The sequence below is a fragment of the Rhodoligotrophos defluvii genome (assembly GCF_005281615.1).
In the GTDB taxonomy this organism is placed as follows: domain Bacteria; phylum Pseudomonadota; class Alphaproteobacteria; order Rhizobiales; family Im1; genus Rhodoligotrophos; species Rhodoligotrophos defluvii.
Map to the genome: position 1 here is coordinate 285,371 of NZ_SZZM01000003.1, position 17,733 is coordinate 303,103.

The 17,733-nt window shown below is 64.3% G+C and carries 12 protein-coding genes; 6 read left to right on the forward strand and 6 right to left on the reverse strand.

Translation table 11 applies throughout. From position 1 onward, the window contains the following. The first annotated feature begins 74 nt into the window (after window positions 1-74). The 3 genes from bcp to E4P09_RS15655 all read left to right on the forward strand — a co-directional run bounded on the left by bcp (window position 75) and on the right by E4P09_RS15655 (window position 2,607). Window positions 75-548: a thioredoxin-dependent thiol peroxidase gene (bcp, locus tag E4P09_RS15645; protein ID WP_137390538.1), complete on the forward strand. Its 474-nt coding sequence runs from the start codon at window positions 75-77 to the stop codon at window positions 546-548. 189 nt (window positions 549-737) lie between these two features. After that, window positions 738-2,045 carry a M23 family metallopeptidase gene (locus E4P09_RS15650; protein ID WP_170984458.1) on the forward strand — a complete coding sequence of 436 codons (1,308 nt, stop codon included), beginning with the start codon at window positions 738-740 and terminating at the stop codon, window positions 2,043-2,045. Beyond that, window positions 2,023-2,607 (forward strand): bactofilin family protein, encoded by a 585-nt coding sequence (locus E4P09_RS15655; RefSeq protein ID WP_137390540.1) that lies wholly within the window; start codon window positions 2,023-2,025, stop codon window positions 2,605-2,607. Before E4P09_RS15650 ends, E4P09_RS15655 begins: the two co-directional genes overlap by 23 nt. Before the next feature lie 44 nt (window positions 2,608-2,651). Here E4P09_RS15655 and E4P09_RS15660 read toward each other — a convergent pair whose 3' ends face one another. From E4P09_RS15660 to E4P09_RS15675, 4 genes are all read right to left on the reverse strand, one after another. After that, window positions 2,652-3,227 carry a DinB family protein gene (locus tag E4P09_RS15660; protein WP_137390541.1) on the reverse strand — a complete coding sequence of 192 codons (576 nt, stop codon included), beginning with the start codon at window positions 3,225-3,227 and terminating at the stop codon, window positions 2,652-2,654. A gap of 171 nt (window positions 3,228-3,398) precedes the next feature. Next, window positions 3,399-4,524, reverse strand: a protein-coding gene (gene prfB, locus E4P09_RS15665) for a peptide chain release factor 2 (RefSeq protein WP_137390542.1) whose coding sequence is annotated in 2 segments (ribosomal slippage) — window positions 3,399-4,454 and window positions 4,456-4,524 — 1,125 coding nt in all. Because the reading frame shifts where the segments join, the coding sequence is not laid out codon by codon here. 88 nt (window positions 4,525-4,612) lie between these two features. Next, on the reverse strand, window positions 4,613-7,072 hold the full coding sequence (locus E4P09_RS15670) for a penicillin-binding protein 1A (protein ID WP_137390543.1): 2,460 nt from the start codon (window positions 7,070-7,072) through the stop codon (window positions 4,613-4,615). A gap of 278 nt (window positions 7,073-7,350) precedes the next feature. Continuing rightward, a complete protein-coding gene (locus tag E4P09_RS15675) occupies window positions 7,351-8,877 on the reverse strand; it encodes an N-acetylmuramoyl-L-alanine amidase (protein WP_137390544.1) in 1,527 nt (508 codons plus the stop codon). Window positions 8,878-9,598: 721 nt separating this feature from the next. On the opposite strand from E4P09_RS15675, the gene E4P09_RS15680 reads away from it, so the two are divergent. The 3 genes from E4P09_RS15680 (at window position 9,599) to E4P09_RS15690 (ending at window position 14,883) form a co-directional block, all read left to right on the forward strand. Next, window positions 9,599-12,487 (forward strand): Rne/Rng family ribonuclease, encoded by a 2,889-nt coding sequence (locus E4P09_RS15680; protein ID WP_137390545.1) that lies wholly within the window; start codon window positions 9,599-9,601, stop codon window positions 12,485-12,487. A gap of 183 nt (window positions 12,488-12,670) precedes the next feature. Next, the gene (locus E4P09_RS15685) at window positions 12,671-14,062 is read left to right on the forward strand and encodes a M48 family metalloprotease (protein WP_137390546.1); all 1,392 of its coding nucleotides are present in this window, start codon (window positions 12,671-12,673) and stop codon (window positions 14,060-14,062) included. A gap of 47 nt (window positions 14,063-14,109) precedes the next feature. Next, entirely contained in the window at window positions 14,110-14,883 is a 774-nt protein-coding gene (locus E4P09_RS15690) for a DsbA family protein (protein WP_137390547.1), read from the forward strand. Between the two features lie 62 nt (window positions 14,884-14,945). Here the strand turns inward: E4P09_RS15690 and E4P09_RS15695 are convergent, their stop codons facing one another. Then, window positions 14,946-15,161 (reverse strand): hypothetical protein, encoded by a 216-nt coding sequence (locus E4P09_RS15695; RefSeq protein ID WP_137390548.1) that lies wholly within the window; start codon window positions 15,159-15,161, stop codon window positions 14,946-14,948. A 331-nt stretch (window positions 15,162-15,492) separates the two neighbouring features. Then, complete coding sequence (locus E4P09_RS15700) at window positions 15,493-17,433, reverse strand: hybrid sensor histidine kinase/response regulator (protein WP_137390549.1); 1,941 nt, start codon at window positions 17,431-17,433, stop codon at window positions 15,493-15,495. Window positions 17,434-17,733 lie beyond the last annotated feature (300 nt).

The following is a 17,733-nucleotide window of genomic DNA, read 5'->3' on the forward strand; positions in this document are numbered from 1 at the left end:
TACCTCTGCGGAGACAGTGCACAACCTCGAAACAGGCCCCTTCCATCACCTAAAGTAGACGAAAGGATGGCATTATGCCTGGTGACCTGAAAGAAGGCTCTGCCGCGCCTCACTTTTCCCTGCCTGGCGATGGCGGCAGGACCATGAGCCTCGGCGACTTTGCCGGCCGCAAGCTGGTGCTCTACTTCTACCCGCGCGACGATACCCCAGGCTGCACCCGCGAGGCGATCGAATTCAGCGCCGCGAAAGACCAGTTCGAGCATGCCGACACTGCTCTGCTCGGAATCTCCGCCGATCCTGTCGAACAACACGAGAAATTCAAGCGCAAGCACAGCCTTTCGATCCCGCTGGCCTCCGACGTCAATCATTCCGTATTGGAGGATTATGGCGTCTGGCGCGAAAAGTCCATGTATGGACGAACATTCATGGGTATCGAACGCAGCACGTTCGTAATTGATCGGTCCGGGATCATCGCCAAGATATGGAGAAATGTTCGGGTCGAGGGACATGTCTCCGAAGTGCTCGCCTACTGCAGGGCCATGGATTGAAACCAATCCGGCGGCCGAGGGGAAATATGTCTGTTCTTCATCGCCGGCTCAAAAGGATTGACGGTCTCAGTGTTCGAATGCGAGTGTGCAGGTTACGACTTTACGTTGTGACACGAGTCTTTGTTGCGGAAGTTGATCTGGACCCGGGGGATGGACAGGCGTTCGCGCGTTAAGAATTCCACAACGAGCTTGACCCGCCTGCTCCGTCAGGCCTTCCGCGAGCGGCAGATCTATGTGCGCAGCGAGGGTGACATTCGCTATATCGTGCTGTCACCCACGATCCAGGTTCTGGCATGCGTGCTCGGCGGGGGGCTCCTGTTCTGGCTCGCCTACGCCACCGTCAACGTGGCCTTCAAGGAGCAGATCATCGCCCTGCACGGACGCCGGCTGGCCGAGACCAAGCATGCCTACCAGGCGCGGCTGTCGGACATGCGCAACGCGGTCGAGATGGTCAACGACCGCCTGCTGCTCAACCAGGACGAATATCTCGCCAGGATCGAGGCGCTGCGGCGCGATTATCAGGCCCTGCTTTCTCGCCAGCAGATGCTCGAAACCTATGTCCATCAGGGCTGGGCGCCCTCAGTTTACCCGCAGCGCGAGCTGGACCCGGAACCCGCTGCAGCCCGGCCCACAGCGGAGCCCGCGGATTTGCCGCCGGAAAGCACTGATGATTCCGGCAAGCAGGGGAGCCTTGATCCGGGCTCCATCCCGAGCCGATATGCCGCGCCATTTCGCACGGCGGCCGCGGCGCAAGAGCCGTTGAACAAGATCGAGGCTCTCGCCGCGGCCCTAGCGCAGCGCCATGCGAGCGTGATCGAGAGGATGGACGAAAAGCTCGCCCAGCGGGTCGCCGCCGTCAGGCGCATGGCCGGCAGGCTCGGCATCCCGCCCGCGAGGCTCATTGCCGATTCCAATGCGGCCGGTGACACGACGGCGCCTGGTAAGCTGAAACCCGCCGACGCGGTTGGCGGCCCCTTTGTGCCGATTGCATCGTTCGAGCGTAGCGACCCGCTATGGGCGCGTCTTGAGGCGGTCGAAGCCCGGCGCACCGAGCTGGCGGCGCTGCATGAGGGCCTTGATGCCCTTCCCCTGGCCGTGCCGCTGGGTCAGCACACCGTGACAAGCGGCTTTGGCCCGCGGCGTGATCCCTTCCATCGTAAGCGCGCCATGCATTTGGGCGTAGACCTCCGGGCGGAATTCGGCGCGCCGGTACTGGCGACGGCCGCAGGTATTGTTGTCGAGGCGCAATGGTCGGCAGGATATGGCAAATCCGTGGTGATCTACCATGACAAGGGCGTGTCCACCCGATATGCTCACTTGAGTGCGATTTCTGTTGTTCCCGGGCAACGCGTCGCAAAACGCCAGGTGATCGGACGACTCGGGAATTCGGGCCGAAGCACTGGAGCCCACCTACATTACGAGACGCGTGTCGACGGGCGCGCGGTCGACCCCCAACGCTTCTGGCAGGCGCGGAATGATCTTCAAAGGCAGGAATAGGCAAGCTCCTCTCGCAGCCACCGACGATGGCGACCGCGGCAAGCCGCAGCGCCGGGCAGGTCCCAGCATCATCACCGCCGACGTGGTCATCGAGGGCAAGCTGATCACCAGCGGCGAACTGCAGGTCGACGGCACCATTCATGGTGACGTCCGCGCCGCCAATGTGGTGATAGACAATCACGGCTCGATTCACGGCGAGGTAGTGGCCGAGGAGATCGTGGTGCGCGGGCGGATCATCGGCCCGCTGCACGCGCTCAATATCCATATCTTCGCGGGCGCCCACGTGGAGGGCGACATCACCCACGAGACGATCTCGATCGAGAACGGCGCGTTTGTGGAAGGCAGCATCCGTCGCTCGGAGGAGCCGCTCGAGAGCAGCCATCTCGCGATCAGCGCGGACGAAGCCTCATATTTCCCGCGCGATCACCACCCGAGCGAGGCGCTCTATTCCGACGCCTTCACCCAATATGAGGACCTGCACGCGGGCGAAGGTTACGGCGGCAGCGACCACGATCCCGTCAAGGAGCGCCCGCGCCTGCCGGGCACCGACACGCCCCACTGAGCATCATTGGCAGCACGAGAACGGATCGCTTCGCGCAATCCGCGCTATGACACGCGCGGCTCCGAACGGTGGGGCCGCCGTTCCGGTGCGAGGGATAGGCCGCCTTGCTGGCTCTGAATGCTGACCCCGCTTTGTCGCTGATAGACGAGCAGGTCCAGTGCCGGCGCCTGGCCGGTCAGCCCGGTCAGAATGCAATGCGCCTGCCCGCGGTGATGTGTCTGATGGTTGAAGAAATGCAGCAGCACCGGTCCGAGCTCCTGTTCGATCATGGCCGGACTGGTCTTCGTGCGGTAGGTGACGGTCGATCGCAGCCTGTCCTCGTCGAGCGAGCCGACGAAGTCCCTTATCCGCGCATCCTCGATGCGGCGCGCCTGACGGAGCGCGTTGAAATCGTCATAGAGGATGGTGTCGAGGGTCGCGGGCTCGTGCGGATCGTTGGTGAACCGGCTCATCCAGATGCGGTCCGCCACCAGCAGGTGGTTGAGCGTGCCGTGCATCGAGCCGAAGAAAGCGCCGCGGTCGGCCCGGTAGTCCTGATCCGACAAGCCGGAAGCCGCTTCAAACAGACGCTCATTTGCCCACGCATTGTAGTCGGCAAGCATGACCAGCCACGATTTCATGATACTCCCCGATGGAACGCCTGACCTCGACACCCTGCTGCCGGCTCGTTCCGAATTGGCCGGACGGCGCCGAGAACAGCTGTCGTCAGCATAAGGCGTTCGCGCCGGCGGGTACAAGACACCTCGCCGGCCCGCGCCTTTTCGGCGTACCGGCCGAATACGGGCGCAGCCTTATTCCGCCGCCGCCTCGGCCTGGTTGCCGTAGACCCGCTGCGCCAGCGCTGCTTCGAGGAACTGATCGATCTTGCCGTCGAGCACCCCGGCCGTATCGCTGGTCTCGACCCCTGTTCTGAGATCTTTCACCATTTGGTAGGGCTGCAGCACGTATGAGCGGATCTGGTGGCCCCAGCCCACATCGGTCTTCTGCGCGTTCTGCGCATTGGCCGCCTCCTCGCGCCGCTTGAGCTCGGCTTCATAGAGCCGGGCCCGCAGCATCTGCCAGGCGGTGGCCCGGTTCTTGTGCTGCGACCGCTCCATCTGGCACTGCACCACGATGCCGGTGGGGATATGGGTGATGCGCACGGCGCTGTCGGTGGTGTTCACATGCTGCCCGCCCGCCCCCGACGCGCGATAGGTATCGATTCGGCAGTCGCTCTCGTTGACGTCGATCTCGATCGTCTCGTCGATCACGGGGTACACGCCGACAGAGGCGAAGGACGTGTGGCGGCGGGCATTGGAATCGAAGGGCGAAATGCGCACCAACCGATGCACGCCCGATTCGGACTTGAGCCAGCCATAGGCGTTGTGGCCCTTGATCTGGAAGGTCGCCGATTTCAGGCCCGCCTCCTCGCCGGCATGGGCCTCGATGGTCTCCACCTTGAAGCCGTGCGCCTCGGCATAGCGGAGATACATGCGCGCCAGCATCTCCGCCCAATCCTGGCTTTCGGTGCCGCCGGCGCCGGAATGGACCTCGAGATAGCAGTCGTTGTGGTCCGCCTCGCCCGAGAGCAGCGTCTCGATCTGGCGCTTGGCCACCTCGTCCCGCAAATCGGCGAGCGCCGCCTCGGCATCGGTGACGACGGTCTCGTCGCCCTCCTCCTCGCCGAGCGCAATCAGCTCGACATTGTCGGTGAGCGACTGCTCCAAGCCACGCACCGCCTTGATCTGGTCTTCCAGCTGCTGACGCTCGCGCATGAGGCCTTGCGCCCGCTGCGGATCGTCCCACAGCTTGGGGTCTTCGGCAGCCGCGTTCAGCTCATCGAGACGTCTGAGGGCTTTCTCCCAGTCAAAGATGCCTCCTTAGCAGCGCCAAGGACTGCTGGATTTCATCGACCAATTTCTGCACTTCGGCACGCATGACGTCCGTCTGACCTTCCCGTCGGCAAATGGAGATTCCTCGTGGCCTACATAGGCAGCCGAAGCCTGCCTGTAAATGCCAGAGGCGCTCAGTAAAGTCCGCCCGTGCCCGTCGACAGGCCGCCATCGCCCTGCGGCAGCGAGAAATCCGCGCCTCCCCCATGAGCGACCGCCTGGCCGCCGATCACCACCGTATCGTTCGGCGGCCCTTCGCCCGGCTTGAAAGCCTCCAGGATCACATTGGCATCGCCGTAGGCGGCACGCTGGCCGTTGCTGGGGTTGATGGGGATGAGCTGGACGCCCGGCGGTATCCGGAAGGGAATGCCCGGCTTGTCCTTGAGGGCAAGCTTCATGAAATCGGCGAAGATGGGGGCTGCGATCTCGCCGCCCGTCGAGCCGCGCCCCATGGGCCGCGGATTGTCATAGCCGACATAGATGCCGACCGCGAGATCGGGCGCGTACCCCACGAACCAGGCATCCTTCTCGTCATTGGTGGTTCCCGTCTTGCCGGCCAGCGGCTTGCCCACCTTGGAGACGATCCTGCCCGTGCCGCGCTGGACCACGCCCTCCATCATCGAGGTGATCTGATAGGCGGTGTAGGGATCGATCACCTGCTCGCGGTTGTCGACGAGTTCCGGCTCGGGCTGGTTGTGCCACCCGTCCGCCTTGCACTGGCTGCAGTCGCGGGCGTCATGACGGTAGATCGTATGCCCATAGCGGTCCTGAATGCGGTCGATCAGCGTGGGATTGATGCGCTTGCCCCCATTGTCCAGCATGCTGAAGGCGGCGGTCATGCGCATGAGCGTGGTCTCGCCGGCGCCCAAGGCCATGGACAGCACCGGCGGCATCTTGTCGTAGATGCCGAAGCGCTCGGCAAGCTCCGACACCTTCTCCAGCCCCATGTCCTGGGCAAGCCGCACGGTCATGACGTTTCGCGAGAGCTCTATGCCGCGGCGCAGGGTGGACGGCCCATAGAACTTGTTCGAGTAGTTCTTGGGGCTCCATATGGTGCCGTTCGCCATGCGCACCTCGATCGGCGCGTCCATGATGACGCTGGAGGGCGTATAGCCATTCTCGAGTGCCGCCGCATAGACGAACGGCTTGAAGGACGAGCCGGGCTGCCGCCGGGCCTGGGAGGCGCGGTTGAACTGGCTCATCCCATAGGAGAAGCCGCCCACCATGGCGAGCACTCGCCCGGTATGCGGGTCCATGGCCACAAGGCCGCCTTCAATCTCCGGGACCTGCACCAGGTGGAAGATGCCGCCTTCTTCCGCCGGTGCCACATAGACTACGTCCCCCGGCTTGAGCACCTGTTCCACCGACTTGACCTGAGGTCCGAGGCCACGCCCCGTGGCGGCGCGCGCCCAGGTGAGCAGTTTCAGGGGGATAACGCCGGTGTCCCGCCCCTTCTCGAGGCCGCCACCCACCAGACGCTTGGGGGTGAGCCCGATGGTGGCCTCCTTGTCGGTGGTTTCCAGCACCACCGCCAGCTGCCAGGGCGCGATATCGGCGGGGGCATTCATATCGGCCAAAGCCTTGCCCCAGTCGCCGCTGATGTCGATAGTCTTCACCGGCCCGCGATACCCACGGGCGCGGTCGAACTTCACAAGCCCGCGGTTGAGCACCTGTCGCGCGTAGATCTGCAAGGCGGGCTGCAGGGTGGTGCGGATGGAAAGACCGCCGTCATAGAGCTTCTTTTCCCCATAGAGCTCGAGCACCTCCCGGCGCACCTCCTCGGTGAAGTACTCGGCGGAGAACAGCTCGGCGCCGATGGAGCGCGGGTTGATGGCGAGCGGCGCCTTCATGGCCGCCTCGGCCTCCTCCCGCGAGACGAAGCCGTTCGCTGACATCTGCTGCAGCACCCAATTGCGCCGCTCCACGGCGCGCGCGGTATAGCGGGTGGGATGGTAATTGGCCGGCGCCTTCGGCAGCGCGGCAAGATAGGCAGCCTCGGCCAGTGTGAGGTCATTCAGCGATTTGCCGAAATAGTTGAGCGCCGCCGCCGCAACCCCGTATGCCCCGAAGCCGAGATAGATCTCGTTGAGATAGAGCTCGAGAATCTTGTCCTTGGAATAGGCCTGCTCGATGCGCATAGCCAGCAGCGCTTCCTTGAGCTTCCGGTCGAGGGTCCGCTCATTCGTCAGAAGGAAATTCTTGGCGACCTGCTGGGTGATGGTGGAGGCGCCCACCATGTGGCCGCCGCCATGGAGATAGTTCTCGACATTGGTGACGACGGCGCGCGCGATGCCGAACGGATCGAGCCCGCCATGCTGGTAGAAGCTCTTGTCCTCCGCCGCGAGAAAGGCATTGATGACCAGCGTCGGAATGGCGCTGACCGGCACATAGAGGCGGCGCTCGCGGGCATATTCGGCGATCAGCGTGCCATCCGCCGCATGAACCCTGGTGGTCACCGGCGGCTCGTACTCAGCCAGCTGCCGGTAGTCCGGCAGCTCGTCGGACATGGTCCAGACCACATAGCCGGCGACAGCGGCCGCTGCACCGAACAGAATGAAGCCGACGGCAAAGAGATAGCCAAAAAATCTCAGCATGAAGCTCTATCTTCTCGAGGCCCACGGCGTGCTGCCAGCCAGCCCCCGGCCAATGTTGCTGAACACGACCAGCACCCATTCACGTGGATTGCCGGGTCTGAGCCGGAACCCGCTCCCCCCAAGCCGCAAATCATCCGTGCATCCTATCACGCTTCGCGGCTCGCGACAGCATTCCCCGACAGGGATAAGCCGAAAGTGATGGCACAGTCGAGCGATATCGCCGGGGATATCGGCGCAATATGGCAGCGACGTGGCATCGCAGGCCGGAAAGCTTTGGCCTAGCGGCGCTGCGAAACGTGGGTGCCGAAGAAACCGTCCACCGCCGAGACAATGGAGCGGGCGACCCGCTTGCGCCAGGCGGCGGACGTCAGGAGCTTCTCGTCCTCGGGGCTCGAGAGATAGCCGAGTTCCAAGAGCACCGAGGGCACGTCGGGCGCGCGCAGCACCCGGAAGCCCGCATACCGATGAGGCTTGCTGTTCAGCCTGGTCGCATCCTGCAGCTGGCTGACCAGGGTGTTGGCGAAGAACATCGAATGGTTGCGGGTTTCCCGCTGCACGAGGTCCACGAGAATATCGGCGAGCCCCTCGCTCTCGGCTTCGGGAGGAATGCCGCCGACCAGATCGGCCTTGTTTTCGGAGGCGGCGATCTCGGCCGCCTCCTGGTCCGAGGCCTTGTCGGACAGGGTGTAGACCGTGGAGCCGCGTGCAACGCCGCGCTTCAGCGAATCCGCGTGGATCGAGATGAACAGATCGGCGCCGTGCTTCTGGGCGATGGCCACGCGGCCGCCGAGGCTGATGAACGTGTCGTCCGCGCGGGTCATCTTCACGTCGTAGCGCCCGGTCGCCTGCAGGGCGTCGCGCAGAGCCCGCGCGAATCCGAGCACCACGTCCTTCTCGCGGGTGCCCGACCGGCTGATGGCGCCGGGATCGACGCCCCCGTGCCCCGGATCGATGACCACCACCGGCTTCCCCTTCGGCTTTGCAGGCAGCGCCGGCGGCACGGGCTCCGCGCTGCCGGTCGCTGCCGGGGAAAACACGGCGGTCGGCTCCACCCGTGCATTGTCCTTGACCACCGGCCTCGCCGCGTCGGGCGCGACGGCAGCGTCGCTGTCCAAATCCAAGGGAGTCAATGCGGCCAGCAGCGACTTTTTTTGCGGACGGGGCTTGGGCAGCGGTGGCTTGCCGATGCTGCGGGATGGAGCGGCGCCGGCTCCTTCAGAACCCGTTGTATCGGCCCCCGGGCTATCGGCGCCGATCCCTCGTCGCGGTTCTATGTGCGCCGTCGCGTTCGCTTGCTCGCGATCCAGCCGTTCCTTGATTTTTGCGTAGGTGGCCACATCTGTTTCGATGAGGTCGATGACCATGCGTGCCGGCCCGCCGTCGGCAGGCTCGACCAGGAAGGTGCGGTCGATCAGCACCGGCGCGCTGGTATCGATCACGATGCGCGCCTTGTCGCCGTCGAAACGGCCGTAGCGATATTCGCGAACGAGACCGCGGCCCAGCTTGCCGATACCGGCCGGGAGGCTGAAGATTACCCCGCGCATGTCGATGACCACCCGGAACGGGTCCGGCACGACGGTGACGGTGTAGGCGGCTGGCCGGCTGAGATCGAGCACGAAGCGGGTCTTGCGCTGGTCGCCGGCGACTCTGGCGCCGATCGCCTCAATCCTGCTGCTGGCGCCGTCTTGGGCAAAGGCCGGCGCGGGACCTTGCTGGAAAAGAGTAGGAATACAGGTGGCTAGCAGGCAAAAGAACATCCAGACGCGCAGATTTCGCGACACCCGTGCGTGGTTGCCCGGTTTCACTGCGCAGCGCCCTTTCGCCGACCCGAAACATCACATACGCCCGGAACCGGCACCGCCGCCCGAACCGTTCCGTGCATATGGCAGACTATGAGGGAGCAGTTAACTAAAGATTACGTAAAATCTGACTTTTCCGTTGCCCCGGCCCGCGGCTGGAAGCCAGATTGAGTATGGGAGCCGCGCGACGTGGGTCAAGCCTTGGCCAAGTGCCTGGGAACAGCAACTGCACTTGCCAAGCTTCGACCATGTCCGCTAATTAGGGCACTGAGGTCATTATGCGCCAGGATCACTGTGGTGTATGATGCCTCTGCAGTTTTTTCACGCGCTGGCCTTTTGGTCGCATTGCTCTGAGCCGACTGGCTGGCCGTTCGAATTGCAGACCTGCTCTTGCAGGTTGCATATGCTCCTGCTTCCAGCGGGACTTTGTCCTGCAGAGGAGGACTTTGAAGCTGCTCCATGGGTTTGGAGCGATATGAACTGAATCGGAACAGGCTGTTGCATAAGTCGGCTGAGATTGGTTTGGGCAGACCCGCATTGGAAGAGAGGCTCTCCGGAGTTTCCAGCGTTCCGTCCGCCCCCTTTCGGCACTGCAAAACCCCGCCTGCTTCCTGGACAACACGATGCGCTCGCGCTGTTCCGGCGGTGATGGCCGCGGCTTTGGATGCCGCATGCCAGACCGGCGGCTATGCATTGCATTCCGCGCGGGCGTGGGAGACAGAAAAACATGGGAAGCACTATGCTGATCGACGCGGCGCACCCGGAGGAGACCCGGGTGGTCGTGCTGCGTGGGAACAAGATTGAGGAATTCGACTACGAGTCGTCGTCGCGAAAACAAATCCGCGGCAATATCTATCTCGCCAAGGTGACGCGCGTAGAACCGTCGCTGCAGGCGGCCTTCGTCGACTACGGCGGCAACCGCCACGGCTTTCTTGCCTTCAGCGAAATCCACCCCGACTATTATCAGATTCCGGTGGCCGACCGTCAGGCACTGCTCAAGGAGGAATCCCGCAACCAGCGCGCGTCCGACGACGATTTCGAGAAGGCGAGCGAGGACGGGCCCACCGGCAGCAACGGCACGGAGCACGCCAATGGTGATGCCGCATCGGCATCGGCCATGAATGGCAACGGCGCGGACGTCAAGGCCGGCCGCGCAGCGGCCGACGGCGAAGAGAGCGGCCGAACGAACGGCGGGACGGTCGAGGAGATCGATGAAGATCCCGAAGCTCAGGCGGTCGATTCCGTCGGATCAGACGATGCTCTGGAAGAGGCTTCCGGCTTCAAGCGCAATGTGAAGCGCGTCTACAAGATTCAGGAGGTGATCAAGCGTCGGCAGATCCTGCTGGTGCAGGTGGTGAAGGAAGAGCGCGGCAATAAGGGCGCGGCACTGACCACCTATCTGTCCCTTGCCGGACGCTACTGCGTGCTGATGCCGAACACTGGGCGCGGCGGCGGAATTTCGCGCAAGATCACGGACGCCAACGACCGGCGGCGCCTGAAGGAAGTGGCGCGGGAAATGGATGTGCCGGAGGGCATGGGCGTCATCGTCCGCACCGCCGGTGCCAACCGCACCAAGGCGGAGATCAAGCGAGATTACGATTATCTGCTGCGGCAGTGGGAGAGCATTCGCGACCTGACGCTGAAATCCACGGCGCCGACGCTGATCTACGAGGAAGGCAGCCTGATCAAGCGGGCGATTCGCGACCTCTACACCAAGGATGTGGAGCAGATCCTGGTCGAAGGCGCGGCGGCCCACCGCGAGGCGCGCGAGTTCATGAAAATGCTCATGCCGAGCCATGCGCGCAATGTGAAGCTCTATCAGGAGCCGCGGCCGCTGTTCAGCCGGTATCAGGTCGAAAGCCAATTGGATGGCCTGTTCTCACCCACCGTCACCTTGAGCTCCGGCGGCTACATCGTCATCAATCAGACCGAGGCGCTGGTCTCGATCGACGTGAACTCGGGCAAGTCCACGCGCGAGCACAATATCGAAGATACGGCGCTCAAGACCAATCTCGAAGCGGCCGACGAAATCGCCCGGCAGTTGCGCCTGCGCGATCTTGCCGGCCTGATCGTCATCGACTTCATCGACATGGAGGAGAAGCGCAACAATCGTGCGGTGGAGCGCCGCATGAAGGAGGCGCTGAAGAACGACCGCGCCCGCATTCAGGTCGGCCGCATCAGCCATTTCGGGCTTCTGGAAATGTCGCGGCAGCGGCTGCGGGTCGGGATGCTTGAGGGCTCGACCGTGTCCTGCCCCACGTGCCTTGGCCGCGGGGTGGTCCGCTCGATAGAATCCTGTGCCCTGTCGGTGTTGCGGGGCGTTGAAGAGCACCTGATGCGCCGGGCCGAGGACGTGACGGTCCGCTGCGATCCTCAGGTCGCCTTCTATCTGCTCAACCAGAAGCGGCACAACGTGCTCACGATCGAGCAGGCCTATAGAGCTTCGATCTATCTGGAGCCCAGCACGGACCTGCGCAACGAGAACTTCAAGGTCGAGCGCGCAGAGGGTCGGCCGACCCGGCCGTTGCCCGCCGCCGTGCAGGTCGACACCGCCTTTGCCGAGGTGGCGCCGGAAGAGGCGGTTGCAGACGAAGAGCTGGCCGATGCGGTGGCCGAGCAGGTGGAGGCCGCCGAAGCGGCCCACGGCGGCCCGGGCGAGCACCGGCGCGAGCGCAACGGCCATGACGCCGAAGAAGGCGGCCGCCGCCGTCGGCGCAGGCGGGGCCGGCGCGGCGGCCGGCGCCATGGTCATGAGGCTGAGCATGGCGCAACCGCCACTGGCGGCTGGGTCGATCCTGGCGCAGGACCGCAGCCGGAGGTCGGCGACGTTTTCATCCCCGAGTTCGAGGCAGGGGCCGAACCGCAGGTCGCGCGCGAAAAATTCGACCGGAAGCGCCGTTCGGAGGACCGCCATCGCGGCAGACATGGACGGGAGCAGCCCGTCTACGAGAATGATGACGGCATCTCCGTCGCCTTGAGCGATGCGGTTGCCGGCGGTCCGCTCGAGGCGCCCGAAGCCTCCGACGTGATCGAATTGGAAATCGGCACCGCCGAGGCCGAGCTGGCTCCAGCGGCGCCGGCCCCCACGGGCGAGGCTCTAGCGGAAGCCGCGCCGGAGGCGGCACCAGCACCGGCCAAGCGACCACGGCGTAGCCGTGCACGCAAGGCCGCCCAGCCTGGCGAGGAGGCCGCGACCACGGCCGAGCCGGCAGCCCAGGAGGCGGCGGTCGACAGCGCGAAAGCGGAACCGAGGCGGCGGCCCCGCGCCAAGGCCAAAGCCAAGCCGGCGGCGCAAGCCGCCGAGCAGCCAGCCGTGAAGGGCCCGGAGATCACCGAGACGGCAGTCCCGACAGAGGCGGCCGGCGAGGCGCCGACAGAGGCTCCACAGGAACCACCAGCATCTGTGGCGCGGCCATCGAATGGCGAAGCGGTTGGGCCGCATCCGGCCGAATCCACGGCGCCGACCGACGACCTGACGCCCGTGCCGGCCGAACCGGAACACGCCGAGGAGGCGCGCCAGCCTGAAGTGGCTCAGGTGAGTGCGGCGCCGGAGCCCCAGCCGGAGCGCCCCGCGCGCCGCGGGTGGTGGCAGCGGGCGCGACTGTTCAGGCATTGAGCAGGATTGCGCGGTGCAGTTGGTGAGGGGGACGCAAACACCGGTCCCCCTCCCGTTGCCGCTGGTGCGGCGGTCGGGCGTGGCGCAAAGATGTGATCGCGAGGCCCGAAGCGGCGTGCCCCACGGGCCGCAGTATTGCCGCATTTCACGACAAACGGTGAGCTTTCAGACAACGGTGCGCTCATGGCTCTACTGCATCGGATCATAAGAGGTATCGCCGTTCGCTGCCTCGCCGGCCTGACGGCCGTTTCGGTGGCGGCCGGCGGAATTCCCGTGCCCCAGGCCAAGGCGGCCAGCCTGCCCTTGATCCGCGACAACGAGATCGAACAGCTGCTGCGCGACTATGCGACCCCCCTGTTCCGGGCGGCCGGCCTGAAGCCTGAAGCGGTGCAGGTCTACATCATCAACTCGGATACCATTAACGCCTTTGTCGCCGGCGGGCAGCGGATCTTCATTCACACCGGCCTGCTCACCAGGGCGGAAACGCCCAACGAGGTGATCGGCGTGTTGGCCCACGAGACCGGGCACATTGCCGGCGGGCACCTGTCGCGCATGCAAAAGCAGCTGGACAAGGCCAGCACCGCGGCGATCATCGGCATGCTGGTCGGTGCGGCGACCATGATCGGGGCAGGTCTGGCCGGCCAGGGCGAACTGGCCCGCAGCGGCCAGGGAATCATGCTGGGCGGCCAGTCGCTCGCCGAGCGCAACCTGCTTTCCTATGCCCGTGCGCAGGAATCGGCGGCAGACCAGGCGGCGTTGAAGTATCTCACGGCCACCAGGCAGTCGGCGCGCGGCATGATCGACCTGTTCGAGAGGCTGTCGAACGAATCCCTCGCCTCGTCGGTGCCTGTCGACCCTTACGTGCTGAGCCACCCGATGCCGCTGGACCGGGTGCGCAATCTCGAGATCAACGCCCGCAAGAGCCCCTATTTCGATGCGGGAGACAGCCCCGCGCTCAAGGCGCGCCATGCGATGGTGCAGGCCAAGCTGATGGGGTTCCTGACCTCGCCCCAGCGGGTCTATCAGCGCTATCCCACCAGCGACACCAGCGCGCCCGCCCGCTATGCGCGCTCCATTGCCGCCTTCCGCACGGGGGATCTCAGAGGCGCCCTCGCCGAACTCGAGCCCTTGCAGAGAGCGCAGCCGAACAATCCTTATTTCTGGGAACTGCGCGGCCAGGCACTGCTCGAATCGGGCAAGGTCAGGGAGGCGGTGCCCGCCCTGCAGAAGGCGGTGGAACTCATGCCCAATCAGGGCCTGGTCCGCATCATGCTGGCCCAAGCCATGCTCAACACCAATGATGATCGACTGATCGAGCCGGCGATCCAGCAGCTGCAGCGGGCGAAGCGCTACGAGACGGATTCCTCCGAACTGCACGCCCAGCTCGCCATCGCCTACGCGCGACGCAACAATATCCCCATGGCGGATCTGGAGACGGCTGAGGCCGCTTTGATCAGCGGCGACGTCGAGCTTGCCAAGCAGAAGGCCAAGCGCTCGCTTGCCGCGTTCAAGCGCGGCACGCCCGAATGGATCCGCGCGAACGATATCCTGAATGTGAAGGTTGGTAAGGACTAAGCCCTGTATAGTCCGGATTCACAACCTGGTGTTTCGGAGAGGTCTTGATGCATTTTGCCCGACGTCTGCTCACGGCCGTGAGCCTCGCCTGCCTGCTCGCCGTGCCGGCCATGGACAGCCGATTGTCCGCGGCGGAATTCAACGATGCCCAGCGCGGCGAGATCATCGAGACCATCCGGCAGTACTTGCTGGAAAATCCCGAATTCCTGCGTGAGGTGATCCAGGCGCTCGACCAGAAGGAGCAGCAGCAGCAGCTCGCGCAGGCGGCTGATGCCATCAAGGAGAATGCGAAGGCCATTTTCCGCGATGAGAAGGACTTCGTGGCGGGCAACCCCGAGGGCGATGTCACCGTGGTCGAGTTCTTCGACTACAACTGCGGGTACTGCAAGCGCTCCCAGCCGGATCTCATGGCGCTTCTGAAGCAGGACAAGAATGTCCGTTTCGTGCTGAAGGAGTTCCCGATCCTCGGGCCTGGTTCGCTGGTCGCCGCAAAGGCGGCGATTGCCGCCAAGAACCAGGATAAGTATTGGGAATTCCACAACGCGCTGATGGCCCATAACGGCTCGTTGGACGAGGCGGCCGTATTTGCCACGGCCAAGAAGGTCGGCCTCGATCTGGAAAAGCTGAAGGCGGATATGCAGGGCGAGGCGGTTACCGCGCAAATCGAGGACGGCTACAGGCTCGCTCGCGAGCTTGGTATTCAGGGCACGCCGGCCTTCGTCATCGGCGACAAGTTCCTGCCCGGCGCGGTCGGGCTCGACGCGTTGACCAAGACGGTGGCTGAGGTGAGAGGCAGCGGCTCGTGCAAGGCGCTCTGCTGATGCAGCTCTGCGGGCGTCGGGCTCCGATCGCCCATCCCATTCACGGGCGGGGCGAAGTCTGACTAGACGATCGCCAGCGCCTTTTCGCACAGGCGGCCGGGGTCGCTTTCTCCCTGCGTGGCGAAACCGATAATGGCGTGGGCGATTCTCAATCGCGTGGGCTCGTCGGAGCGGGTACCGAGGGCGTTCACCGCCTTGTTGTAAGCCGCCAGCATGGCCGAAACCATATCTGGCTCGAAAGCACCCGAGTTCAGTTCGCTCAGTGCGCGCGCGGTCACACGCAACCTCCGTTGATTGTCATCGCTTGGGATTGGCTATGGCTCGATTCCTGCTGCAGCCGGTGTTCACCTCATGCCTTAGGCATGGCCAGCCTTCTGGCGCACAGCGCCTTGCAAACGGGCCTCGGCGACAGGCCAGTGTCGACTGACGCCCGAGCGCGCAGTCTCGAACATTATCATCGGCTTGTACCATTTGGCGGCCGCGAATCAGTCACCCGCGGCCATTTCAAGATAAGTGCAGCCCCAGAACGATCAAGTGCAGCGCCCCGTTCCATGAAATGCGTTTCCGTTCCGCGTGCCGAGTCCTGGCCGAGCCGAAGTGGCTCGTTGCTCAGGCCGGCATGACCTCTGCTATGATGCGGCTGAGGTCGTCCTGTCGAAATGGCTTCGAGAGTTTCGGCAGAACGGCGGCGACGTCCTCCGGCAGTTCGGCATAGCCTGTGGCGATGATCACCGGGAGGTCGGGCCATTCGGCCCTGATGGCGGCGGCCAGCTGCGTCCCCGTCATCTGTGGCATCACCTGGTCGGTGATCACCAGGTCCACGCGCTTATTGCTGCGGAGCGTCTCCAGGGCTTCCGCCCCGGAGGCTGCCTCGATGACTTCGTGGCCGAGATCCTCGAGCATGGCGCTGGTGCTCATCAACACCAAACCGTCATCGTCAACCGCCAGGATCACCAGTGCACTCGGCTTGCGCGATTCTGCCTCGCCGGGCACGGCCAAGCGCGCCGCCAGCCCTTGCTCATAGGTCTCCGCGACGGGCAGCCAGAGCTCGGCCGTGGTGCCTACGTTCTTCTCGCTCACGAGCACCAGCCGCCCGCCCGACTGCTCGGCGAGCCCCTGAACCATCGACAGGCCGAGGCCGGTGCCCTTCCCTACCCCTTTTGTGGTGAAGAACGGGTCCATCGCCCGGGCCAATGTCTCCTCGTCCATGCCCATCCCGGTGTCTTGTACCGCAAGGCACACATAACGCCCGGGCTTGAGCCGCGCGGAATTATGGCTGCCGACGATCTCCTCGCGAGCGGCAATGATGACCTGTCCTCCTTCCGGCATCGCGTCGCGGGCATTCACCACCAGATTGAGCAGCGCTGTTTCGAGCTGATTTTCATCGGTCTGAACGCGGGGCAGATCGAGGGGAAAGCGTGTCTCGATCATCACCAACGGACCGATAGAGCGCTGGATGAGATCCGTCATGCCGCGAACGAGACTCGGCACATCCACCGCTGTGTAATTGAGCGCTTGCCGGCGGGCGAAGGTGAGCATGCGTTGGGTCAGGGAGGCGCCGCGATGCGCCCCCTGGAGCGCGTTGTCCAGCAGGCGCAGGAGGGCAGGGTCTTGCGGCATGCGCTTGCGCAGGAACTCGAGGCTGACGATCACGGCCATGAGCAGGTTATTGAAGTCATGAGCTATGCCGCCGGTCAGCTGGCCGATGGCTTCCATTTTTTGGGACTGGAACAGGGCTTCGCGCGCCTCCTCGAGGGCACGCTGTGCCTCCTTGCGCTCGGTGATATCGCGGGTCACTTTGGCGAAGCCGATGAGCTGGCCGCCGTCATCGCGGATGGGGTCGATAACCACGTGCGCCCAGAATCGCGTGCCATCCTTGCGCACGCGCTGCGCCTCCTTCTCGAACCGCCCCTCCCTGGCCGCGGTTGCGAGCGCCTTTTCCGGCTCGCCGCGGGCACGGTCCTCTTCGGTATAGAAGCGCGAGAAGTGCTCGCCGATGATCTCCTCCGGGAGATAGCCCTTGATGCGCTGGGCACCCATGTTCCAGCTGCTCACCCGGCCTGCCGGATCGAGCATGAAAATCGCATAGTCCGTGACCCCCTGGACCAGCAAACGGAACTGCTCCTGGCTTTTCCGAAGCAGTTCCTCTGCGCGCCTGCGGCCGGTCAGATCACGGATGATCTTCGCATAGCCCACGAGCCTCCCCGTGGGTTCGCGGATCGAATCGATCAGGACATGCGCCCAAAACCGTGTTCCGTCCTTGCGGACGCGCCAGCCCTCACCTTCGAACCTGCCCTCAACTTCGGCGGTCCTGAGGCCAAGCTCAGGCAATCCCTTCGTGCGATCCTCCTCCGTGTAGAAGCGGGAGAAGTGTTGCCCGAGGATTTCGGCGGTCTGATAGCCCTTGAACCGCTCCGCGCCCGTGTTCCAGCTGGTCACCATGCCGTTCGCGTCAAGCATGAAGATGGCGTAATCGGTGATTGCGTCCACGAGCAGCCGATAGCGGTCCCCCTCGGCAAGTGACGCTTCGAAACGATCGGTGCGTTTCATCCACTCTCTTCTCCCCGCAGCGCGATCTCGCACCGCATCGATCCTCAACGCGGACCATCGTCTGCCGGTTCCATCGGCTATGTTCGTGCACAGAGAAATTGCATCGCCCCCGCACAGCTTTGGCCATCATCGTGTCGGACGGCGGCCCGCCTTGTACCCGCTGTGCAATGCCGCGGCCGGCACACGGCAAGGAACGTATGACCGTGCCGTTGCATTGTCCTGCCGAACGAACTCTCTCTGCGTGGGCTAAAGACGCTAGCGCGATTGAGGCGGTGGCATAGGGCGGCACGCTCGGGCGTG